The 24,089-nt window shown below is 36.0% G+C and carries 23 protein-coding genes; 17 read left to right on the top strand and 6 right to left on the bottom strand.

Features of this window, described 5'->3' with window-relative positions:
• The first annotated feature begins 96 nt into the window (after nucleotides 1-96).
• Both AC23MC_RS11535 and AC23MC_RS11530 read left to right on the top strand, forming a co-directional pair.
• Complete coding sequence (locus AC23MC_RS11535; protein WP_487568507.1) at nucleotides 97-672, top strand: HPP family protein; 576 nt, start codon at nucleotides 97-99, stop codon at nucleotides 670-672.
• A 74-nt stretch (nucleotides 673-746) separates the two neighbouring features.
• Nucleotides 747-1,223 carry a hypothetical protein gene (locus AC23MC_RS11530; protein ID WP_487568506.1) on the top strand — a complete coding sequence of 159 codons (477 nt, stop codon included), beginning with the start codon at nucleotides 747-749 and terminating at the stop codon, nucleotides 1,221-1,223.
• Between the two features lie 163 nt (nucleotides 1,224-1,386).
• Here the strand turns inward: AC23MC_RS11530 and AC23MC_RS11525 are convergent, their stop codons facing one another.
• The 4 genes from AC23MC_RS11525 to AC23MC_RS11510 all read right to left on the bottom strand — a co-directional run bounded on the left by AC23MC_RS11525 (nucleotide 1,387) and on the right by AC23MC_RS11510 (nucleotide 6,578).
• Nucleotides 1,387-3,273 (bottom strand): M1 family metallopeptidase, encoded by a 1,887-nt coding sequence (locus AC23MC_RS11525; RefSeq protein WP_487568505.1) that lies wholly within the window; start codon nucleotides 3,271-3,273, stop codon nucleotides 1,387-1,389.
• Between the two features lie 18 nt (nucleotides 3,274-3,291).
• Complete coding sequence (locus AC23MC_RS11520; RefSeq protein ID WP_487568504.1) at nucleotides 3,292-4,911, bottom strand: S8 family peptidase; 1,620 nt, start codon at nucleotides 4,909-4,911, stop codon at nucleotides 3,292-3,294.
• 279 nt (nucleotides 4,912-5,190) lie between these two features.
• On the bottom strand, nucleotides 5,191-5,619 hold the full coding sequence (locus tag AC23MC_RS11515) for a MarR family winged helix-turn-helix transcriptional regulator (protein ID WP_487568503.1): 429 nt from the start codon (nucleotides 5,617-5,619) through the stop codon (nucleotides 5,191-5,193).
• Between the two features lie 95 nt (nucleotides 5,620-5,714).
• On the bottom strand, nucleotides 5,715-6,578 hold the full coding sequence (locus tag AC23MC_RS11510; RefSeq protein ID WP_487568502.1) for an MBL fold metallo-hydrolase: 864 nt from the start codon (nucleotides 6,576-6,578) through the stop codon (nucleotides 5,715-5,717).
• A gap of 171 nt (nucleotides 6,579-6,749) precedes the next feature.
• Here AC23MC_RS11510 and AC23MC_RS11505 point away from each other — a divergent pair, with 171 nt between their 5' ends.
• The 7 genes from AC23MC_RS11505 (at nucleotide 6,750) to sufD (ending at nucleotide 11,308) form a co-directional block, all read left to right on the top strand.
• The gene (locus AC23MC_RS11505; RefSeq protein WP_188361480.1) at nucleotides 6,750-7,079 is read left to right on the top strand and encodes a HesB/IscA family protein; all 330 of its coding nucleotides are present in this window, start codon (nucleotides 6,750-6,752) and stop codon (nucleotides 7,077-7,079) included.
• Nucleotides 7,080-7,137: 58 nt separating this feature from the next.
• Nucleotides 7,138-8,586, top strand: a complete 1,449-nt coding sequence (gene sufB, locus AC23MC_RS11500) for a Fe-S cluster assembly protein SufB (protein WP_487568501.1) — start codon at nucleotides 7,138-7,140, stop codon at nucleotides 8,584-8,586.
• A 15-nt stretch (nucleotides 8,587-8,601) separates the two neighbouring features.
• Entirely contained in the window at nucleotides 8,602-8,799 is a 198-nt protein-coding gene (locus tag AC23MC_RS11495) for a DUF2683 family protein (RefSeq protein ID WP_248436333.1), read from the top strand.
• A complete protein-coding gene (locus AC23MC_RS11490) occupies nucleotides 8,790-8,939 on the top strand; it encodes a type II toxin-antitoxin system YoeB family toxin (RefSeq protein ID WP_487568500.1) in 150 nt (49 codons plus the stop codon). The genes AC23MC_RS11495 and AC23MC_RS11490 overlap by 10 nt, the downstream gene beginning before the upstream one ends.
• Nucleotides 8,936-9,064, top strand: a complete 129-nt coding sequence (locus AC23MC_RS11485) for a type II toxin-antitoxin system YoeB family toxin (RefSeq protein WP_487568499.1) — start codon at nucleotides 8,936-8,938, stop codon at nucleotides 9,062-9,064. The genes AC23MC_RS11490 and AC23MC_RS11485 overlap by 4 nt, the downstream gene beginning before the upstream one ends.
• Before the next feature lie 56 nt (nucleotides 9,065-9,120).
• Nucleotides 9,121-9,873, top strand: a complete 753-nt coding sequence (sufC, locus tag AC23MC_RS11480; protein ID WP_188361478.1) for a Fe-S cluster assembly ATPase SufC — start codon at nucleotides 9,121-9,123, stop codon at nucleotides 9,871-9,873.
• Between the two features lie 118 nt (nucleotides 9,874-9,991).
• Nucleotides 9,992-11,308: a Fe-S cluster assembly protein SufD gene (gene sufD, locus AC23MC_RS11475; protein ID WP_487568498.1), complete on the top strand. Its 1,317-nt coding sequence runs from the start codon at nucleotides 9,992-9,994 to the stop codon at nucleotides 11,306-11,308.
• A gap of 289 nt (nucleotides 11,309-11,597) precedes the next feature.
• Here sufD and AC23MC_RS11470 read toward each other — a convergent pair whose 3' ends face one another.
• Entirely contained in the window at nucleotides 11,598-12,944 is a 1,347-nt protein-coding gene (locus AC23MC_RS11470) for a serine hydrolase domain-containing protein (RefSeq protein WP_487568497.1), read from the bottom strand.
• A gap of 153 nt (nucleotides 12,945-13,097) precedes the next feature.
• Between AC23MC_RS11470 and AC23MC_RS11465 the strand changes: the two genes are divergently transcribed.
• From AC23MC_RS11465 to AC23MC_RS11435, 7 genes are all read left to right on the top strand, one after another.
• Nucleotides 13,098-14,312 (top strand): aminotransferase class V-fold PLP-dependent enzyme, encoded by a 1,215-nt coding sequence (locus tag AC23MC_RS11465; RefSeq protein ID WP_487568496.1) that lies wholly within the window; start codon nucleotides 13,098-13,100, stop codon nucleotides 14,310-14,312.
• A 10-nt stretch (nucleotides 14,313-14,322) separates the two neighbouring features.
• A complete protein-coding gene (locus tag AC23MC_RS11460) occupies nucleotides 14,323-14,763 on the top strand; it encodes a hypothetical protein (RefSeq protein ID WP_487568495.1) in 441 nt (146 codons plus the stop codon).
• Nucleotides 14,753-15,172, top strand: a complete 420-nt coding sequence (locus AC23MC_RS11455; RefSeq protein WP_487568494.1) for a SufE family protein — start codon at nucleotides 14,753-14,755, stop codon at nucleotides 15,170-15,172. Before AC23MC_RS11460 ends, AC23MC_RS11455 begins: the two co-directional genes overlap by 11 nt.
• 39 nt (nucleotides 15,173-15,211) lie before the next feature.
• Complete coding sequence (locus AC23MC_RS11450; RefSeq protein ID WP_396151314.1) at nucleotides 15,212-15,625, top strand: GxxExxY protein; 414 nt, start codon at nucleotides 15,212-15,214, stop codon at nucleotides 15,623-15,625.
• A 62-nt stretch (nucleotides 15,626-15,687) separates the two neighbouring features.
• The gene (locus tag AC23MC_RS11445; protein WP_291092549.1) at nucleotides 15,688-16,011 is read left to right on the top strand and encodes an SUF system Fe-S cluster assembly protein; all 324 of its coding nucleotides are present in this window, start codon (nucleotides 15,688-15,690) and stop codon (nucleotides 16,009-16,011) included.
• A gap of 92 nt (nucleotides 16,012-16,103) precedes the next feature.
• On the top strand, nucleotides 16,104-16,610 hold the full coding sequence (locus AC23MC_RS11440) for a DUF2480 family protein (RefSeq protein WP_487568493.1): 507 nt from the start codon (nucleotides 16,104-16,106) through the stop codon (nucleotides 16,608-16,610).
• Between the two features lie 77 nt (nucleotides 16,611-16,687).
• Nucleotides 16,688-17,608, top strand: coding sequence for a DUF3078 domain-containing protein (locus AC23MC_RS11435; protein WP_487568492.1), 921 nt, complete (start codon nucleotides 16,688-16,690; stop codon nucleotides 17,606-17,608).
• Nucleotides 17,609-17,894: 286 nt separating this feature from the next.
• Here the strand turns inward: AC23MC_RS11435 and hflX are convergent, their stop codons facing one another.
• Nucleotides 17,895-19,118 carry a GTPase HflX gene (gene hflX, locus AC23MC_RS11430; protein WP_487568491.1) on the bottom strand — a complete coding sequence of 408 codons (1,224 nt, stop codon included), beginning with the start codon at nucleotides 19,116-19,118 and terminating at the stop codon, nucleotides 17,895-17,897.
• Nucleotides 19,119-19,308: 190 nt separating this feature from the next.
• Here hflX and AC23MC_RS11425 point away from each other — a divergent pair.
• Nucleotides 19,309-24,089 (top strand): fibronectin type III domain-containing protein (locus AC23MC_RS11425; RefSeq protein WP_487568490.1); only part of this gene is annotated, 4,781 nt, incomplete at its 3' end.

Raw genomic sequence — 24,089 nt, 5'->3', positions numbered from 1 at the left:
TTGAACGAGTATTATAAACCACTAATAAAATATAGAAATCCGGGCAGTACGTTCGGATTTTTTATTTAATTTGTACTCTACACTAATCTCCAAACAGTGGTCAAGAAAAAAATAAAAAGAAGTTTACGCATTTCACGCTACGTAATCTATAAAGAAACCTTGGTGGACTACAAAGAACACTTTTGGTCGTTTGTGGGAGCATTTGTGGGCATCGGCCTCATTGCTTATATTCAAAGTCATTGGCTAACCAAAGATGAAAATATCTTCCTTATTGGTTCATTTGGAGCGTCGAGTGTGTTGTTGTATGGTGCTATTCAAAGTCCGCTCGCTCAACCAAGAAATTTAATTGTGGGTCATTTAATTTCCGCCTTTATTGGCGTAACAATCTATAAATTTCTACCGGAAATTATTTGGATAACGGCTCCGCTTGCCGTGGCTCTTTCTATTGTGGCGATGCAAATGACAAAGTCGCTTCATCCGCCCGGTGGTGCAACTGCACTAATTGCTATAATGGGTTCCGAAAAAATCAAAGCTTTGGGTTATTATTATGTTTTATCGCCTGTTTTAACGGGCACATTGATTCTGTTTGTGGTGGCGTTGGTGTTCAATAACATCACAAAACATAGAAAGTATCCTGCAGATAAGCGTTTGAGGGCATTTTTTGGCAAGTGAAGAGAATCAAAGTTGGCTTTTAACCAAATAGAATCAATTTTTTATCTTTGTCATAAAATTGAAAACACACAAAAATGAAAAAGATTCTACTACTGCTTTTGTTAGGACTAGTTTCCTGTTCTAAAGATGAGTACACACCTGTAGAAAGAGGAAACATCAATTATCCTTCTTTTGACACAAGCAAAATGATAGGTGCGTGGGTATATGAAACCATGACTTTTAATGGAGAAACGTTTCCTTATCCTCATAATCCAAACTGTACAAAAGATGTTTTTGGCTTTTTTAATACTGAAGGCAGACGTTTTTTATACGATGAAATAATTCATGTAAACGATGAGTGTTCTGTTTCTCAAACCAACCTAGAATGGAAAGTGAATGGCGACAAATTAATTTTTTATTTTGGCGAACAATTAGTTTTGATATATACTGTAATTTCTATTGACGATGACTATTTTATTGTTCGAAGAATAGCCGATTTTAATAATGACGGCATAGAAGATACCCTAGAAATTAAAGCAAAAAGAGAAGATCCTTTTGGATGGTTTAACTAAAATCTTTTTAAGAAAGTTGTTTCCGTTTAGTAGTTAGATATAATTCAAAAAATCCAGCTCTCGAAAGTCTTCTTATAAAGCAAAAAGCTCTGCGATACCGATAATTATCGGGACGACCTCGAATCATACAAACAAAAAATCCGAACTCACGTCCGGATTTTTTTTATTTCGCTACAGGATAACTATTATTCTCTTGATTCACATCGGCCATTAAACCACTCGGGTCAATCACCACCGATTTAATTTTAGATTTTGCTTGTGAGAGTGGCAATTCATACGTTGGATAAGCCCAATCCCATCCTTTTACAACCGTTCGTTTCAATTGCGGGTAAGGGTTTTCTTTTTCCCATCGCATTAATGGGTTGGGGATGTAAAAACTTTCTACGGTTCCGTCTTCATAGGCAACTAAAATATCCAACGGCATAGGCATTCTTCCAATGCGTTCGAGGGTTAGTTTGCCGCTGTCGTCTATGTTTTTAATGGCGTAATCAATCGTGTTCGTCGTTTGAGTCCAATCCACCAAATACCAATCTAAAACCGCTCCCGAAACGCGTTCAGCCGAGCGTTTAAAATCGTTTGGTGTAGGATGCGTGAATTTGTAATCGTGGTAAAAACGTTTTAAGGTTTTAAACATGTTATCCATACCAATCACATAAGCCAATTGGGTTAAGAAAACCGTTCCTTTGCTGTAGGATGAAATACCGTAAACCATATTTTCATCATAGCGATCGGCATGCGTAGATTGCGGTTGCTCACGACCGGTACTCACCATATAGAAATAGTTGTTGTAGGCACTTTGAAACGGGTTATCGTCTTCTTTTTTGTTTTTTGGAGGCATTACTTCGGTCATCGCCAAATCGGAGATGAATGAGGTAAAACCTTCGTCCATCCATTCGTGCTTACTTTCATTAGTTGCCAACACATGTTGAAACCAGGTGTGAGCCAATTCGTGAGCAGTAACGCCCACCAAACTTCCTAACGAACGTTTTCCGGTGATGAGGGTACACATGGCATATTCCATCCCGCCATCGCCACCTTGTATCACGGAATATTGTTTGTACGGATAAACGCCAATTGTTTTATTGAAAAAGCTTAACAATTCCGCTGTTTTTGGTTGTAAAGCTTTCCAGTTTTCGATAATTTCTTTATCATTTTTATAGAAGAAATGAAGCTCAACACCGTTTTCTCCGATAATTTTATCGTGGATGTAATTATTATCGGCACCCCAAGCAAAATCGTGCACCATTGGAGCTACAAAATGCCACGTTAGGGTTTTAATTTTTTTAGGATGTTTTACTTCTACACCTTCGTCTTGGTAGCCGTGACCGATTTCGTTTTTGTTTTGCAAATAGCCCGAAGCACCAATTGTGTAATTTTTATCAATTGAAATTTTAACGTCATAATTTCCCCAAACTCCGTGAAATTCTCTACCGATATAAGGGTCGGCATGCCAACCTTCAAAATCAAATTCACAGATTTTCGGATACCATTGCGTCATTGAAAGAGCCACACCTTCGGCACTATTTCTACCAGAACGACGCACTTGCTCCGGTACTTGTCCGTCAAAATCTAATGTAAATGTTGATTTTGAATTAGGAAGAATTGGTTTTACTAAAGTAACTTCCAAAATGGTTCCAACTACTTTTGTTGTGGCCACTTGACCGTCTTGTTTGAAGTTAGTGATTTTTAAATACCCAATTTGATCCGGTTTTAAAGTGGAAATTCTACTTTCTTTGACTTCTTTTTCACCCACTTTAAAACTTTTTACCATTCGTTTATCGGGATCGGTAATCGTTTGTAGCCGAATATCCATTTCGCTTCCCGGCTGAAACGCATTAAAATACAAATGATAAAACACTTTGCGAAGTGTGTCGGGTGAATTGTTGGTGTATTCTAATTCCTGAGTTCCTTTGTATTGAAAGGTTTTCACATCCATAAAGAAATCCATTTTATAATCGGCTTGTTGTTGCCAATAGCCCGGATTTGGATTGTTTTGGGCGGAAAGAAAAGTAGAAAAAACAATAAAAAGGAGTAAAGAAGCCTTTCTCATAAAAATAGATTTAAGGATTTATTTTGAAACGTTTCCCGATGATTTAGCCATTTTATCCGCCATCAACAAAGCATTATACGCATTCACAATTTTTCCGGAAGTGGATAATTCCGCAAACGGTAATTTGTTTGTTGGATCTCCAGCCACAACCACAGTTTTGTTGATGGAAACACCGCTTTCTTTCAAAATCATTTTCACTTGCGGAGCGGTTAATGTTGGATAGTAGGAACGAATTAAAGCCGCAACTCCAGCTGCGTTTGGCGAAGCCATTGAGGTTCCTTGTTGGTGTTCGTATTTGTTATTTGGAACGGTAGCATAAATTTTTACTCCCGGAGCAAAAACGTCCACATCGGTTTTTCCATAGTTTGAAAATTCAGCGACAGTTTTAGCACCGTAATCAAAGTTTAAAGCACCAATTTTGATGAAGTTATCAGCAATTTCATTATTGCCTACACGATCATTTGGAAAGCTTTCAACAACGTTTAAATCATCACCATCATTTCCGGCAGCGTGAACGAATAAAACGTCTTTGCTTGCGGCATATTTAATTGCTTCGTAAACCCATTCTTTTTGAGGAGAAAATCCTTTTCCGAAACTTCCGTTGATTACTTTTGCACCGTTATCAGCCGCATATCTGATGGCAAGAGCGATATCTTTGTCATACTCATCTCCATTTGGAACGGCACGAACGGCCATAATTTCTACATTAGTTGCCACACCGTCGCCACCTAAATTATTTCCTCTCACTTGAGCAATTATTCCGGCAACGTGCGTTCCGTGTAAAGCATGTTTTTTATCCGGACCCCAAACCTGGTTGTTTCCGTAGAATTTGGTTGAAAAATCTTCGTAGTTATCGCCTAAAACTTTTCTTCCGTCGTATTCTGTATTCAAATTATAATTTAATTGATCATAAATGTGCTCTTCATATTCTTTTACACCTTTCATAAATTCTTCGCGGGAAGAATTAGCTAAAAATTGCATCATCGCCATTTTGTAATTTCCCAATGTTGGATTGGTGGTTAAGATCGATTTTACATCTTGCAAGGTGTAATCTTCTTTTTTCAAATGTTCTAAAATTCCTTTGTCAGCCGCAACAATAAAATCGATTTGCTGTTTGTTGGTTAATGCTTCTTGCTTTTTTTCTTCCAATTTTTTTAAAGCTTTTTTATAGGTTTCAGAACCATCGTCGCCTTTTCGTACGATACGAGTTAACTCTAACGTTTCATTAACCACATCGCCTAAAAAGTTCCAACCGTGAATGTCGTCAATATAACCGTTGTTGTCATCATCGATTCCGTTTCCTGGAATTTCTTTAGCGTTGGTCCAAACACGACCTTTTAAATCTTCGTGTTCAATATCAGTTCCGCTATCAATTACGGCAACAATTACTTTTTGACCTTTTTTATTTTTTAACAATTCTTCGTAAGCACGATCTACACTCATACCGGGAATCGTATCTTTTATTAAATCTAAATGACTCCAACGCAGTAATTCTGCATCAGAAATTTTACTGTTTTTTAATGGAACCGTTTCAGAAGATAATGGTTTTAAGTTGGTAAAGGATGATTTTGAAGCACTACATCCGGTTAAAATTAGAGCAGATAAAAGAGTAAATGCTGTTGAACGTATCAATTTCATAGTTAATGTTTTGTAAATTTAATGTAAAAGGCAAATTTCATAAAAAGAAGTTCTAAAACCACTCATTTTTGATTTTTTTTATGATAATTATCTAAATATTGAACCGGTATATCTTCGATACAAAGATTTCGTTAGTTGAAAAGGTTTCTGCCATTTGACTTTAAGCAGAATAAAAGGATGTTATAACCGACAAGCTTAACATCACTAAATAGGTGATAATTCGTAACATAACTAATTCGTTTTTACTGCGGTTGCAGTTTGATTGATTGATGATTGAAACTATTTACAATTTCGACTGATTTTTTTCAAAACCCTATCCACAATTTCTAACTCAGCTTGATTAATTCCGGTTAGTGCGATTTGACGGTTTTCTTGAACTACTTGATAAACTTTTTCGATGGTTTTTGAACCCAATTTTGTAATTTTAAGAACTGATTTTCTTCTGTCGTTTTGATCTGTTTTTCGTTCTAAATAATCTGATTTTACTAATAATTCGATGATTCGAGTAACGGAAGCATTGTCTTTAAAAACCATATCAGCCAATTCATTTTGAGCAATATCCGGGTTTTCGTTGATTGTTTTTAGTACTAGCCATTGGTCTATCGTTATTTTTAATCCGTTGTCTTTTAATCGTTTTTGGGCAAACATTCTATACGTTCGAATACTTTGATCCATAGAATAAAAAATAACACTACTTATTTTTTCCATATTATAATTTTAATCAAAATTAAAAATGATTTATCAATAATTGATATATCAATTAAATAATTAGTACAAGTTTAACAATTTGGAATGATTGAATTTTAAAGGTTTAGGATGTCCTTACACGAAAAAACCTCTTTCAAACGAACGCCTTTTTCAGTTTTTTCAACAGTGATAATTTCGTTGTGAGCATCGTGTTCTAAAAATAAATAGTAGTTGTTTTCGGCAGCGGTTGTTAGAAATTTCGCTTTTTCATCCAACGTTAAAAGGGGTCTTGTATCATAACCCATCACATACGGAATTGGAATATGTCCTGCCGTAGCCAACAAATCCGCACAAAAAACAATGGTTTTGTCTTGGTATTTGATGTGAGGTAACATTTGTTTTTCAGTATGACCGTCTGCATAAAAAATGCCGAAATCCATTTCTTCCGAAAAACCAAAATCACTAGTTGGTCTTTTGATAAAATTCAACTGACCACTTTCTTGCATCGGTAAAATATTTTCACTTAAAAAAGAAGCTTTTTCCCGAGAATTAGGTTTGGTTGCCCATTCCCAATGATTTTCATTCGTCCAGAATTTTGCATTTTTGAAAGCGATTTCATAACCGGTTTTATCCTTATTCCAATTTACACTGCCACCGCAATGATCAAAATGAAGGTGCGTCATAAATACATCCGTTACATCATTCCGATGAAAACCATATTTTGCCAACGATTTATCTAATGAATGTTCGCCCCAAAGCGAATAATAACCAAAAAATTTATCCGATTGTTTATTGCCCATTCCGGTGTCAATCAACGTTAATCGATTTCCGTTTTCAATCAACAAACAGCGAGCGGCAATGTCAATGAGGTTGTTCTCGTCTGCCGGATTTGTTCGGTTCCAAATGGTTTTAGGGACAACGCCAAACATGGCTCCACCGTCTAGTTTAAAATTTCCGGCTTCAATGGGGTATAGTTTCATAATTGTGATTTAATAGTAAAATGTTTCGCAAATTACTAAAAACTTACCTTTTTAAAGCGGAATTATAACTATTTTCTATCGATCCATTCGTTATAAAAATGTTAGGAATCCTTTTAAAATTCCTATTTTGATGTATCTTTGCAGTTAATTTAGACAAAATCAAAATAGCAAATGATTAAAGTTTCAGATACAGCCAAAAAGAAAATCATCAATTTGATGGAAGATGATGGTTTTGATGCTGCCCGAGATTACGTTCGCGTAGGCGTAAAAAGTGGTGGTTGTTCCGGTTTGTCTTATGATTTAAAATTTGACAAAGAAATTGGAGAAAACGATAAAGTATTCGAAGACAACAATATACGAGTGGCAGTTGAAAAGAAAAGTTTCCTTTATTTAGCAGGAACAATTTTAGAATTTTCAGGAGGTTTAAACGGAAAAGGTTTTGTGTTTAACAATCCTAATGCGAACAGAACGTGTGGTTGCGGGGAAAGTTTTTCGCTTTAAAAACTAAACTATTGAGATAGAAAACTTAATTTCTTAATGGTTTAAAAAAATTAAAAAAATGGCAAAATATACAGAGGACGATTTAAAAGTTGAACTCGAAACTAAAGAATACGAATATGGATTTTACACCGAATTAGACTCGGAAACGTTTCCTATTGGGTTAAATGAAGACATTGTCCGAGCGATTTCTATGAAAAAAGAAGAACCGCAATGGATGACCGACTGGCGTTTGGAAGCTTTTCGAGCTTGGCAAGAAATGATTGAACCGGATTGGGCAAATGTTCACTATGAAAAACCCGATTTTCAAGCGATTTCGTATTATTCCGCTCCAAAAAAAGCAGATCCAAATAAAACATTAGACGATGTTGATCCGGAATTACTAGCAATGTACAAAAAGCTCGGAATTTCGATCGATGAACAAAAGAAAATGAACAATGTGGCGATGGATATTGTGGTTGATTCTGTTTCTGTAGCTACGACTTTCAAAAAAACGTTGGCTGAAAAAGGAATCATTTTCATGAGTATTTCTGAAGCTATCAAAGAGCATCCGGATTTAGTTCAGAAATATTTAGGAACGGTAGTTCCGCAACGAGATAATTTTTATGCGGCTTTGAATTCCGCCGTTTTTTCAGATGGAAGTTTTTGTTATATTCCAAAAGGAGTAAAATGTCCGATGGAATTATCCACTTATTTCCGAATCAATCAAGCCGGAACCGGTCAGTTTGAAAGAACGCTTTTGATAGCTGATGAAGGAAGCTATGTTTCTTATCTGGAAGGTTGTACCGCTCCAAGCCGTGACGAAAATCAATTGCACGCCGCTGTAGTTGAATTGATTGCGATGGATGACGCGGAAATAAAATATTCAACCGTTCAAAACTGGTATCCCGGAAATAAAGAAGGAAAAGGCGGTGTTTTTAATTTTGTGACTAAAAGAGGTTTGTGCGAGAAAAACGCAAAAATTTCTTGGACACAAGTTGAAACAGGTTCAGCCATAACTTGGAAATATCCATCAGTAATTTTAAAAGGAAATAACTCAATTGGCGAATTTTATTCAATCGCCGTAACCAATAATCACCAACAAGCAGACACAGGAACAAAGATGATTCATTTGGGAAAAAACACCAAATCAACCATCATTTCCAAGGGAATTTCTGCCGGGAAATCGCAAAATAGTTACCGAGGTTTGGTTCGAATTAGTGCCAATGCAGATAATGCCCGAAACTTTTCGCAATGTGATTCGCTTTTGATGGGAAATAATTGTGGAGCACACACTTTTCCGTATATCGAAAGTAAAAACACATCTGCCAAGATTGAACACGAAGCAACTACTTCTAAAATTGGAGAAGACCAGGTTTTTTATTGCAATCAACGTGGTATTCCAACCGAAAAAGCAATTGCGTTAATTGTAAACGGCTTCAGCAAAGAAGTATTGAATAAATTACCAATGGAATTTGCAGTTGAAGCTCAGAAGTTGCTAGAGATTTCGTTGGAAGGTTCGGTAGGATAATTAAATTTAAAAGTTATGGATATAATTTTAAAAAACGTAAAGAAAAAAGATTTTCCACTTTTAAAAAAATTGGCAAAGTCACTTGGTTTTGAAATTGTTGAAAAAATAGAGAAACCATATAATCCCGAATTTGTTAAAGAAATTTTGGAAGCAGAACAAAGTATCAAAGACGGAAAAGGTGTGAAAATAAAATTGGAAGATTTGTGGAAGTAGTTTATTCTGAAAAGGCTCAAAAAGATCGTGAGTTTTGGAAAAAATCTGGAAACAAAGCAATAATGAATAAAATTTCAGCTTTGATTGAAGATATTCAATTACATCCTTTTGAAGGCATAGGAAAACCAGAAAACCTTTGAAACATCAACTTTCGGGTAAATGGTCAAGAAGAATAAATCAAGAACACCGAATTATTTATCAATTAATCGACGAAAACACAATCGAAATTTTAAATATTTTGTCTCTAAAAGGACATTACGAATAGTAAAAGAAATCAAAACTTAATGAATCTTAATACCTTAATGGTTTAAAAAAATAAAAATGTTAAGCATAAAAAATTTACACGCTTCCATCGAAGACAAAGAAATATTAAAAGGCATCAACCTTGAAATTAAAGCAGGAGAAGTTCATGCAATTATGGGTCCAAACGGATCTGGAAAAAGTACACTTTCCGCTGTAATTGCCGGAAATGAAAATTATGAAGTAACAGAGGGTTCTGTTGAATTATTAGGCGAAGATTTAGCTGATTTAGCTCCTGAGGAAAGAGCTCACAAAGGTGTTTTCTTATCATTTCAATATCCGGTAGAAATTCCTGGAGTTTCGGTAACAAATTTTATGAAAACAGCCATCAACGAAAGCAGAAAAGCTAACGGAAAAGAAGAAATGCCAGCCAACGAAATGCTGAAATTGATTCGTGAAAAATCAGAATTATTAGAAATTGATCGTAAATTTTTATCCCGATCGTTAAACGAAGGTTTTTCGGGTGGAGAGAAAAAACGTAATGAAATTTTTCAAATGGCGATGTTGGAACCCAAATTAGCCATTTTAGATGAAACCGATTCAGGTTTAGATATTGATGCTTTGCGAATTGTAGCAAATGGCGTGAATAAATTGAAAAGCCAAGAAAATGCCGTTTTAGTAATCACGCATTACCAACGTTTATTAGATTATATCATCCCTGATTTCGTACACGTTTTGATGGACGGAAAAATCGTAAAATCCGGCGGCAAGGAACTGGCTCTTGAGCTAGAAGAAAGAGGATACGACTGGATAAAACAAGAACAAGAAGTTTAAAAATTAATTTTAAACCATTAAGAGATTAAGGAAATTAAGTTGTAACACTTAATGAAACTTAATACCTTAATGGTTTATGATAAAATATTTGTAGATTTTTAAAATCTCAACATTTAAAATGGATTTAAAAGAAAAATTAATTTCATCCTTCATGGCTTTCGAAGAAAAAGTTGATGTAACTGCACAGTTACACGACATTCGAACTTCTGCCATAAAAAACTTTGAAAACAAAGGTTTCCCAACCAAAAAAGAGGAAGCTTGGAAATATACATCGTTAAATACCGTATTAAAAAACGACTTTTCTGTTTTTCCAAAAAGAGAAAATTCAATTGAATTTAAAGATGTCAAGAAATTTTTTCTACACGAAATTGACACGTACAAATTAGTGTTTATCGATGGAAAATTCAGTTCGTTTATGTCGTCAACCACGCACGAAGGAATTGATGTTTGCTTACTTTCTTCGGTGCTGACAAAGCCAAAATACAAAATGGTTTTGGATACCTATTTCAACCAAATCGCCAGCAAAGACGAGAGTTTAACGACCTTAAATACTGCATTTGCACAGGAAGGAGCGTTCATCAACATCCCAAAAAGTAAAGTGGCGGACAAACCGATTGAAATCATTCATTTTTCTACCGGGGTTGAAAGTGCGTTGATGGTTCAACCTCGAAATTTGATTATTGTAGGTGAAAATGCTCACGTGCAAATCATCGAACGTCATCAAAGTTTGAACAGTAATCCGGTGTTGACCAATTCAGTAACCGAAATTTTTGCTCAAAAAAGAGCCATTGTCGATTATTATAAAATTCAAAACGACGAACAAACCGCCAATTTGATTGACAACACTTATATTTCTCAAAAACAAGAGAGTAGAGTAGCGGTGCATACCTTTTCTTTTGGTGGAAACATCACCAGAAACAACCTGAATTTCTACCATTTTGGCGAACGAATCGATTCAACTTTAAAAGGAATTACGATTATTGGCGACAAGCAACACGTGGATCATTACACATTAGTGAATCACGCCACACCAAATTGCGAAAGCCATCAAAACTATAAAACTATTTTAGGCGGAAGTTCAACCGGCGTTTTCAACGGAAAGATTTTCGTAGAAAAAGAAGCCCAAAAAACCGATGCTTTTCAGCAAAACAACAACATTTTATTAAGCGACAAAGCCACCATCAACGCCAAACCACAATTGGAAATTTTTGCCGATGATGTCAAATGTTCACACGGTTGCACTATTGGTCAGCTAGACGAAAGTGCGATGTTTTATATGCAACAACGCGGCATCCCGAAAAAAGAAGCCAAAGCATTATTGATGTATGCCTTTTCCAACGAAGTCATCGAGAGCATCAAAATACCCGAGTTAAAACAACGCATCACAAAGATTATTGCGATGAAACTGGGTGTGAATTTGGGTTTTGATTTGTAAAGTTTAACCGCAATTTGTGTCATTTCGACCAGAGGGAGAAATCACATAATCTAGGTTTATTTTTAAATTATTAGAAGCGAATGGCTCGGGCATTTTCAGCCAACCATATTCCCGCTTTCCGTTGCAATAAAAAAGTTCCGATTTTTTCGGAACTTTTTTATTTCCACTACAATCGGGGCTAGAGGATTGACTGTATTGAACTTCAGGAAAATTTATTCTTTTGAAATTCAGTAATTTATTCAAACTTTGCGTCCTTTGCGATTTTTACTTTGTGTTCTTTGTGGTTAAATTATAACTTAATAGATGAAATAACATCTTTCATCATCCCATTAAAATCAAAATCCTCATCTTCCGTCAATCCAAAACGAACAATTACCATTTCTTTCGATGGAATAATGATTACTTTCTGACCTTGAAATCCACCACAGAAATACATATCTTTCGGCACATCAGGATATTTTCCACCGGCGTTTAGCCAAAAATGACCACCATATTCTCCATTGGAAGTGGGTGTAGGAGTCGCCACATATTTCGCCCAACTTTTATCAAAAATCTGCTCACCATTCCAATTGCCTTCGTGCAAATAAAGTAAGCCAAATTTCGCCCAATCACGAGCTGTTGCCCAACCATAGGATGAGCCAACAAAATTTCCGGTCATATCCGGTTCAATCAACATCGAATGCATACCGATTTTATCAATCAACGAAGCATACCAAAAATCTAAATAATCTTGATGAGTAGCAAACTGTCTTCTTAAAATTCCCGACAACAAATTCGTTGTTCCGGATGAATAATTCCAATGCGTATTCGGTCTAAAAGCAGCTGGTTTTTCCAATTGAACTTTCGCCATATCATCCGCTAAAAACAACATTTTCGTGACATCCGATATTTTACCATAATCCTCTTCCCATTCCAAACCCGAATTCATTTGAATCAAATTATGCAAAGTGATTTTTGAACGTTCATCATTCTTCCATTCTTTCACCGGAGCAGGTTTGTTAATGTCAATTTTTCCTTGCTGTTGCAAAATTCCAAAATAAGTTGCCGTAATACTTTTCGTCATCGACCAACCCAAAAATTTAGTGTTTTTAGAAAAACCGTCTTCGTATTTTTCGGCAATGATTTTATCTTTATAAATCACTAAAAGAGCTCTTGTTCTTTTAATTTTTTCACCTTTTTTATCAAATGCATTCGCAACTGCTTGATTCAGTTTTTCATAATTCACTTCCGTGAAAATTGAATCTTTTGATTCAAGATTTCCATAAGGAAAAGGCAAATTGGTATCAACTTTCGTTCGTTTCGGAACCAAATACGGTTTTGTTTCATCAAAATCATCGTTTATCAAAGTGGCACCCAAACCTTCTCGGTAAATGGCTTTTCGTTTTTTTAATCCAAAAGCGGAAGAAATGACAAATTTTCCTTGCTCATTAATTTCATTTTTAGCGAGGCGAACGGTTTCAATGTCATTATCGCCGGTTTCAATAATTTCCAGCGATCTTCCATCAATAAAATGACCGGAAGCGACACTTTTTGCCGAAAAACCAGAAACAATATCTAATTTTGGATAAGTTGAAACGCCAACAAAAACAATTAAAAGCAAAATAGCAATACCAAGAAATTTGAAGAATTTTTTCATGTGAAATTTATTTCCTGCAATGTATAAAATTATCTCAAATGAAAATCAATCGTTCACATTTTCAGTTCATACAATTCATAAAAATTCGTGAATTCATGGCTAATACGCAATCCTTTTTACTACTTTTGTATTTAGAATTTTTCTAAATAAAAAATGATAAACATTCAAAAGGTTAGAGCCGATTTCCCGATACTTTCTCAAACAGTAAACGGAAAACCGCTTGTATATTTCGATAACGCAGCAACTTCACAAAAGCCACAAGTGGTGATTGATGCAGAAGCTAATTATTATAAAGAAATTAATGCCAATATTCATCGTGGTGTGCACACGTTGAGTCAATTGGCTACGGATGCGTATGAAGCTTCGCGTTTGAAAATTCAACAACATATTAATGCAAAATTTAGTCACGAAGTGCTTTTTACTTCCGGAACAACGCACGGAATTAATTTAGTTGCGAATGGATTTGCTTCATTCGTAAAACATGGAGATGAGGTCATGGTTTCTGCCCTAGAACACCACAGCAACATCGTTCCGTGGCAAATGCTATGCGAAAAAACCGGTGCGAAATTAGTTGTGATTCCGATGAATGAATCGGGAGAATTAATTCTTTCAGAATACGAACGATTACTTTCAGAAAAAACCAAAATTGTAACTGTAAATCATATTTCCAATGCGTTGGGAACCATCAATCCAATCAAATGGATGATTAAAAAAGCCCACGAAGTTGGAGCAGCCGTTTTAATCGATGGAGCACAAGCAACTCCGCATCTAAAACCAAATGTTCAGGAATTGGATTGTGATTTTTATGTGTTTTCCGGTCACAAAATCTGTGGACCAACGGGAACTGGAATTTTATACGGAAAAGAAGCTTGGCTCAACAAATTGCCACCTTATCAAGGCGGAGGCGAAATGATTGCGACCGTTTCTTTTGAAAAAACTACGTATGCCGAATTACCCCATAAATTTGAAGCCGGAACACCAAACATTGCGGGTGGAATTGTACTGGGAACGGCCATCGACTATCTCAATGAAATTGGTTTTGACAACATTGCAACTTATGAACACGAATTGTTGGAATACGGAACCAAACGTTTATTAGAAATTGAAGGTTTAAAAATATATGGTACAGCATCTCAAAAAACTTCCGTAATTTCGTTTAACATTGATGGCATTCATCCGTATGATGTTGGTACGATAATTGACAAGTTAGGAATAGCGGTTCGTACCGGACATCATTGTGCTCAACCGATTATGGATTTTTATCAAATTCCGGGAACATTGAGAGCTTCGTTTGCGTTTTATAACACCAAAGAAGAAATTGATGCCTTGGTAGAAGCCGTTAAAAAAGCAAAACTAATGTTGTCTTAAAAAACAGATTATGAAAACTATTACAATGATTTTCCTTTCACTTTTTTTAGCAAGCAATTGTAGTCAAAAGGAAAAAGAAGAGATGAAAAAAACCACTATCGAATACCAAGCCCTTTCGAGAGGAAGTTATGTTAATATACAAATTCAGAATGAAACCCTTTCGATTGTTAGAAAACGAGATGAAAAGGCAAAAGACTACAAATTAGCAAAAGAAGATTTTAAAGAATTAGCCGATTTGTTTTTGAAAATAGACTTAAATCAATTGGAAAATTACAAAGGACCAGCCGAAAAAAGATTCTATGATGGTGCAGCAATGGCTAATGTGAGAATTGTATATGACGGAAAAGTTTATCAATCACAAACTTTTGACCATGACAGTCCACCAGTTGAGATTGAAGCTTTTGTAAACAAAATAGTTTCGTTTGTAAAAACAGAAAACAATGACAATTAAAGAAATACAAGACGAAATCGTTGACGAGTTTTCAATGTTTGATGATTGGATGCAACGCTACGAATACATCATCGAACTCGGAAAATCATTGCCGTTGATTGATGAAAAATATAAAACCGACGAAAATATCATCAAAGGATGTCAATCAAAAGTGTGGTTGCAAGGTGAAGAACATGACGGAAAGATTGCTTTCACAGCCGATAGCGATGCTATTTTAACCAAAGGAATCATCGCCATTTTAATCCGAACATTTTCCAACCAAAAACCATCAGCCATTTTAGAAGCCAACACCGATTTTATTGATGAAATTGGTTTAAAAGAACATTTGTCTCCCACACGAGCAAACGGTTTGGTTTCGATGATAAAACAGATAAAAATGTATGCGTTAGCTTTTGAAGCGAAGCAATAATTTTTTACCATATAAGCCATATAAGATATTATAAGATTTATGAATTATACAAAACAAGATGTAAAAGATTTAGTTTATCAAGTGAATGGAGCGGCAATTGAAGTTCATAAAAGCCTTGGTCCCGGATTACTTGAGAGTGTTTATCACAAATGTCTTAAACACGAACTTGAATTAAGAAAAATTAAATTTCAATCGGAATTATTGATACCTATTCAATATAAAGGTATTGAGGTTGATGCTGAATTAAGGTGTGATTTTTTAATTGAAGAAAAATTAGTGGTTGAATTAAAATCAGTTACAGAAATGAAGCCGATTTTTGAAGCTCAAATTTTATCTTACATGAATTTATTAAAAATACCAATCGGCTTATTAATTAATTTTAATGTAACAAACATTTACAAAGAAGGCCAGAAAACGTATATTAATAACTTATATAATCAAATTTGGGATTAACTTATATTCCCTTATACTACTTATATGGTTAAGAAAACAGTCAATTTTTTTAAATAAACAAAATGGAAGAATATAAAGACGAAATAAACCTAGGCGAATCAGTTGTAAAAGTCCTTAAAGGAATTTACGACCCCGAAATACCAGTCGATATTTACGAACTCGGATTAATCTACGACGTAATGATCAACGAAGACAATGATGTAAAAGTGTTAATGACTTTAACATCACCCAATTGTCCTGTTGCCGAAACATTGCCGAGAGAAGTCGAAGAAAAAATAAAATCACTCGATGCCGTAAAATCGTGCGAAGTCGAAATCACTTTTGACCCACCGTGGAGCAAAGATTTAATGAGCGAAGAAGCAAAATTAGAATTGGGGATGCTGTAAGGCATTTATCGGTTGTCAGTTGTCCGTTATCCGTTTTTCAGACAACCGATAACAGACAACTGATAACAGAGAACCGACAACCGACAACAGAAATGAACGAAATCATCAACAAAGTAGCCAATTCTTCCTTAGAAGTGTTCGATTTAGAGGATTATTATCCTTCCGGAATCAGAACACAAATCGATATTGCTCAATGGCTTGAAGACGGATTTTTGTTAAAAGAAAAAAACTTCCGCGAAGCATTAAAAAACCACGATTGGTCACAGTATCAAAACCATTTTGTGGCAATTCATTGTTCTACAGATGCCATTTTGCCGGCTTGGGCAACCATTTTAGTTACTGTTCATCTTCAACCCTTTGCTAAAAAAATCATTTTAGGAAAAAAAGAAGAAATCGACACCTTATTATATAGTGAAATTCTCAATCAAATAGATTATTCAGTTTACCAAGGAAAACCGGTTATCCTAAAAGGTTGCTCCAAAAAGCCTGTTCCCGAAACAGCCTATGTTTTTGCAATTCAGCAACTTCAAAAAGTTGCCAAAAGTATTATGTTTGGCGAAGCTTGTTCGGCTGTTCCGTTATATAAAGCTCAAAAATAGTCGGCCTTTAAGCAGAAAAAATTGTTAAATTTAGAACAATTACTAACTTTGTCCCGCAAAATCTTAAAATTTAAAGGATGAAAAAAGTAATAATTGCACTTAGTTTGATGTTTGGGCTTCATGTAGCAGCCCAACAAGAAGTAGTAAAAAGTGTCGAAGAAGTGGTTAAAGCCGTCAACGACACTACTCGAACCAACGGTTGGATCAAAAAAGGAAACATCTCATTCTTATTCAATCAATCAACATTTGAAAATTGGGTTGCCGGTGGTGAAAACAATATTTCAGGAAATCTCGGACTCAACTACGATTTCAATTACAAAAGCGACGATTGGTCTTGGGACAACAAAGTAATTGCTTCCTACGGAATCGTAAAAACCAAAAATTCAGAGTTTGAAAAGAAAACCGACGACCGTTTCGAGTTCAATTCTCTTGCCGGGAAAAAAGCCGGAGGTTATTGGTATTACTCCGCTTTTTTAAATTTCAGAACCCAATTCACAAAAGGATTTGTATACGGAACCGATGCAAACGGACGAGAAATCAGAACCGAAAACACAAATTTCTTATCGCCGGGTTACCTAACCTTTGGTCCGGGTATGATGTGGAAAAAAAGCGATAATCTAAAGTTCAACTTAGCACCATTATCATCAAAATTCACGTTTGTCGACAAAGATTATACTTCCATTCCCGGTTATGTTGACGGAAGTTATTTTGGTGTAGATGCAAACAAATCAATGCGTTACGAACTCGGTTTCTATGCGGCAGGATACTATAAATTCAACCTATTCGAAAACGTATCTGCCGAAAATATCTTGAATTTATATTCCAATTATCTCGAAGATCCACAAAACGTAGACGTTGATTATCAGTTAAATATCGTGATGACCATCAACAAATTCCTATCCACCAACCTGTCTTTCCAAACCATTTATGATGACAATGCATTTCGCGGATTCCAAACCCGTCAAGTGTTGGGAGTGGGGGTGAATTACGGATTTTAATAATATAATTTATCCCCAATCTGTGTCATTTCGACGAAGGAGAAATCACATAAAGTAACTAACACAATTTTTGCTTAGCGTTATGTGATTTCTCCTTCGTCGAAATGACACACTAAGGAATTTTTTGGGGCGAACGGCCGGGCTTTCCGTTCCAAGTTTTTTGATTTTTTTCAACAACTGCTCCGGCTGTGGTAGCTTCCGTTGGTCGCTTCCTCGCTCAGGCATTTGTAAGTAAAAAATCAAAAAAGTTTTTCACTTCAATCCCTGTCGCAGTCTGTGCTATCAACTATTCCTCATCCACAGCATCCTTATAATCCGGATACAAAAATTTATTATACGGAAAACGAGTCACGTGAATTTCTCTCACGGCTTCATACACTTTTTCTCTAAATTCTTCAAAATTCTCCTTGTTCGTCGCCGAAATAAACAACGCACGATCTTCACCCACATTACTCATCCAAGTGGCTTTCCATTCTTCCAATGAATAATGTTTAGATGTTTTTTCAATCATCAAATCATCTTCATCAAATTGAGCAGGTTTGTAGGCATCAATCTTATTAAAAACCATAATTGTGTGCTTATCGGCACTTTTAATATCTTGCAAAATCTGATTTACCGATGCAATATGATGTTCAAAATCCGGATGCGAAATATCAACAACGTGAAGTAGTAAATCGGCTTCGCGAACTTCATCCAGCGTACTTTTAAACGATTCTACCAACTGAGTCGGCAATTTTCGAATAAAACCAACCGTATCCGAAAGCAAAAAAGGTAAATTCTTAATCACCACTTTTCGAACCGTTGTATCTAACGTAGCAAACAATTTATTTTCTACAAAAACATCGCTTTTTCCAACGGCATTCATCAACGTCGATTTTCCCACATTGGTATATCCCACCAACGCAACACGAACCAACGAGCCACGATTTCCACGTTGTACCGACATTTGTTTGTCAATCGTCTTGATTTTTTCTTTCAACAAAGCAATTCGGTCACGCACAATTCGTCTATCCGTCTCAATTTCCGTTTCACCTGGGCCACGCATTCCAATTCCACCTCGCTGACGTTCCAAATGCGTCCACATTCCCGATAATCTGGGAAGTAAATATTGACACTGAGCCAATTCTACTTGTGTTCTGGCATAGGAAGTTTCGGCACGTTGAGCAAAAATATCCAAAATTAGGTTGGTTCGGTCTAACACCTTACAATCTAAAATTTTAGTTATATTTTTTTGTTGAGCAGGCGAAAGTTCATCATCAAAAATCACGGTAGAAACTTCGTTTTCAACAATATATTTATGAATTTCTTCTATTTTTCCGGTTCCAACAAACGTTTTAGGGTGAGCTTTTTCAAGTCGTTGCCAAAAACGTTTAATCACTTCACCGCCTGCAGTAAAAGTAAGAAACTCCAATTCGTCTAAATATTCGTTCAATTTAGATTCATCTTGTTCTTTCGTAACAATTCCAACTACAACAGTCTTTTCAAAATTTATTTTTTCTTTTTCTAGCATATACAATTAAATGTCTTGCAAAATTAAGCAATTCAGTGGTTTTTTAGAGCAAATTGTTTAAACAAAAGAAACCTATTTATTGAATTATTTAGTTAAAAATTAAAATAATGTTACATAATTCTTAATTTTTGTTAAATTTGGCTCTCTAAACCTACAAGGAAAATTTTCAAAACAACCTAAACTTTCATTTATGAAAAGAATTACATTACTATTACTGTTGTTCTTGTTAACAGGCTCGGTTGCGTATTCACAGATACCTCAAGATTTTGAGGGTGGGATACCTGCGGGATGGACAAGATACAACAATGCTTTCGGTGCCGCTCAATGGGCTACCATAAACGCAGTTACAACACCTCCTACAGTTTGTGAGGGAACTATTTCTGCTTTTGTAAATGGTAGAGAAAACATTGGTGTCGGAAACACCTCAGAAAAATGGTTAGTGTCGTCATTGGCCACAGTTCCTGCAAATGGACAACTCGTGTTCTCAACCCGTTCTACAATTAACGGTTTTGACAATACAACTTACCAAGTTCGCGTGTCAACAGTTTCTCAAAACAGTGGTTTTCAGATTGTTGCTCAATGGACAGAAGAAGAGTTGACACAAGTTTTCAATATTTGTGAAGAAAAGACAGTCGATTTAAGTGTAGCAGGCTATGCAGGCCAAGACGTTTATATTGCCTTCGTGATGTTAGTAACACAACCAACTGCAACACCAACAGGAGACAGATGGATTATTGATGATATTCGTTTAGTAGAAAGATGTATTAATCCAGAAGATATAGAAGTTGGTGGGATTAGCCAGGTAGGTGCAACAATCACTTGGGATAATCCAGGCGGAGCTGAACTTTTTGAAGTTGAAATTGTTGAATTTCCTAATACACCCACAGGAGTTGGTGTAGAAGTAGGTCCGGAAACAACTTATTCTACAACAACTTTAAATGAATCAACACAATATGCTGTTTATGTAAGAGCAAAATGTTCTGAAAGCAATAGCGAATGGGTAGGTCCAGTGAATTTTACAACATCTTCACCTGGTTTAACATGTGATTCGGCCATACCAATTACTGAAGGTTTACCTTATTCTACAACAGACAATACATCAAATTATTCAGATGATATTGATGGAAGTCCGGGTACAGGCTGTGGAGCAGCCGGAAACTTTTTAAATGGTAATAATGTATACTATAGTTATACGGCTGATTTTGATGGTGTGGTTAATATTACCATGACTCCAACCGGAAACAACTCGGGTATATTTGTTTATAATAGTTGTAACAATGTAGGGGTAAGCTGTATTGCCGGTGCCTCTGGTACTGATGGAGCACCTCGCGTAATAGATTTACCGGTAGTTAACGGGCAAACCTATTATATTGTCATTTCAACAAGTGGAACACCTTCTACAATTGCATACGGTTTAACGATACAAAAAGTAAACTGCCCACCTCCAACTAATTTAGAAGCAGTAGGTGGACAATCGAGTGCAATTTTAAATTGGGATGAAAACGGAGCAACTTCTTGGGAATATGTTGTGCAAACAGCAGGAAGTGATATTCCAGCTGGAGCAGGTATTCAAACGAATAGTTTTGAGAACATTACTGTAACTGAATTATTCGATACAACACCAATTGCAGCTTCTACTCTTTATCAATATTGGGTAAGAAGAGATTGTGGTGATGGTACATTTAGTGCATGGTCTGGACCATTGGTGTTTAACACGACGGTTTGTGAGCCAGCAGATCAGTGTACCTATATATTTAGAACTACTGATCGTTTTGGAGATGATTGGAATGATGCAGTAATGCAAGTTAGACAAAATGGTATTGTGGTTGCTACAATTACAGGACCACTTGATGAAGATAATCAAAATCCAATAGACTTTCCTGTTCAGCTTTGTAATGGGTTGCCTTTTGATTTGTTTTGGTCAGTGGCAGGAGTCTTTGATAATGAAGTAGGTATACAAATTATTAACGACTCTGGACAAATTGTTCATACAACTCCTTTTAACTCTGCTGCTTTAGCAGGAACAGTTTTATACACAGATTCATTAGTACAATGTGGTGTGCCGGAATGTTTGGCACCAACTGGTTTAACAACTGTTGCTGGACAAGTTTCTAATACTTCTGCTGAAGTGAGATGGGATATTGTTGCCAATATTACAGAGTATGAAGTAATTTGGTTGCCTTCACCATCAACACCACCAACCGAAGCTTCAACCGGAACCTTAACTTCGGAAAATCCATTTTTAATTCCAGATTTAGAAGCAGGAACTTTATATGATGTTTATATTAGAGCTATTTGTCCGGAAGGAATTAGTCCTTGGACTTCTGCTTTAACCTTTACTACCGCTATTTGTGCTGTTGAAAATCAATGTGCCTATATTATTAGAACAACAGATCGTTTTGGAGATGGTTGGAACGGAGCAACAATGCAAGTTAGACAAAACGGAATAGTTGTTGCCACAATTACCGGACCCCTCGATGCAGATAATCAAAATCCAATTGATTTTACTGTTCAATTGTGTAACGGTTTACCTTTTGATTTGTTCTGGGTAAGTGGTGGAACATTTTCGAATGAGGTAGGAGTTCAAATAATTAATGATTCAGGTCAAATAGTTCATACAACACCATTTGACTCAGGAGCTTTAGCTGGTACAGTTTTATATACCGATTCATTAGTAGAATGTGGTGTGGTAGAATGTTTACCTCCTTCAGGAATTGTGATTAACGATATAGAGCCAACAACTGCAACAGTTACTTGGACAGCAGTTCCGGATGTAGAAGAATATCACGTTATTTATCTTCCTTGTACCGCACCAGCTCCAACAGATACTGCAACCGGATGGTTTCCAACAGACACCAACTCGTTACCTGTTTCTGATTTGAATCCGGACACATGTTATCGATTTTATGTTAGATTAATCTGTGCAAACGGTAATGTAAGCGGTTGGTCTCAAGGTGTAAATGCAACTACGGCTCAGGTACCGCCTGCTTGTGGAGGAACATTTACAGACGTTGGAGGTTCTGCAGGTCAATACTTAAATAATTTAGATTATACAATCACTATTTGTCCCGATTCAACAGAAGATATTGTTACTGTTTTATTCAACTCATTTAACCTTGAAAATGGATGGGATGCATTATATGTTTATGATGGAGATTCAACATCTGCTCCACAATTTAATAGTGGTCTGGGTAATGGATTTGGACCTAATGCTAATTTAACAGGAGGTTATTGGGGCACTACTATTCCGGGACCATTTGAATCGTCTTCTCCTGGAGGATGTTTAACTTTTAGATTTATTAGTGATTCAAGTGGAGTACGTGATGGTTGGGCTGCAAATGTAATATGCGGTCCTGGGCCTGCTTGTGATAAACCAACCGATTTTAATATCTGTCCTGTTTCTACAGGTGGTTTGTTTAACTGGGTTCCTGGAAGTGATGAAACAAGTTGGGAAGTAGCAGTATTGCCAGTGGGTTCCCCCATACCAGCCAATGGAGAAGTTGTTTTAATTAACAATTTTGAGGTTGGGGGATTATTAGAAAACACAGAATATACATTATTTGTTAGAGCAGTTTGTGCCAATGGAGAAGGTTATAGCTCTTGGGTTTTAACACCATTTGAAACAGAGGAAAACAATGTATTAGAAGCAAATCCTTTCTGTGCTACTACCGCAGACAACGCTATTATTTTTGATAACGTATTTGGATTAGGAGCAGGTTCAGGATATGGTCAAGTAGCTTGTTTAGGTTCAACACCAAATCCAGTGTGGTATTATTTACAAGTAGATGAGCCGGGAGACTTGTTCTATAGTCTTGTCCAAAATACTCAATTTACAAACGGTGTGCCAACAGGTACAGGATTAGATGTTGATTTTGTTGCTTTTGGCCCATTTGGAAGCTTAGCTGATGCTTGTGGGAATGTTGAATTAGTAGATTGTCCTACATGTCCAAACAACACTGGTAATCCCAATTTTTATCCTTTTGGAAATATAGTAGATTGTAGTTATGACCCTGATTTTATTGAAACCTTAACCATAGAAAATGCTCAAGCTGGTCAGGTGTATGCCATTTTGATTACTAATTTTAATGGAGCTCAAGGTCAAATATTTTTACAAGAATTAGCATCAAGTACAGGTTCTACAAATTGTGATGCTCAAGTAACTTTAGGAAATGATAAATTTATTTGTGCAGATAGCACTGAGATTACAGCTACAGTATCAAATCCTTCAGGAACTGCTGTTGTGGGTTATACTTGGTTTGAAAACGATATCCAAATTACACCTACAATTATAAGTACAGACGAATACACACAAACGATTCAAGTTAATACGCTAGGGTTTAATGTGTATAGAGTTGAGGTTGAAGTTAATGCTGCAGAAGGATCAACAACCTATGTTGTTCTTGATGAAGTTAATGTAACGTTAGGAAATGCTGTTGATGTTGAAGCTCCAGCAGATTTATTTAAATGTGAAGACGCTGAAAATCCAGGGTTTGCAGCTTTCGATTTACAACCTTTGGTACAAGAAGTTCTTGGAACATTAGACCCAACTCTCTTTACAGTTACTTTCCATGTAAACGTTGCCAATGCAAATATTGGATCTAATCCAATAGATATTTCGCAATTATTTACAAATACAGTTCCTGTACAGCAACAAATTTTTATTAGAGTAACAAGTATTTATAGCAATAATTGTTTTGATGTAGTCAACTTTATGTTGAATGCAATTAGCACATTAGAACCAACTTTTGATCCTGTTTCAGTATGTATCAACACAGAAACGGTCTTACCATTAACTTCGCTTAATGACATCACAGGTCTTTGGAGCGGCACGGGCATCACACCGGAAGGAGTTGTAGACACGAGTGTAGCAGGTGAATTTACGTTTACTTTTACACCGGATGCAGAATTATTTGAATGTGCAATACCGGTAGATTTTACGGTAACCATTACAGCTACTGTAGTAGCTACTTT

This window comes from Flavobacterium sp. T50_26, assembly GCF_057652995.1.
This window is presented reverse-complemented; position numbering and strand designations above follow the sequence as displayed.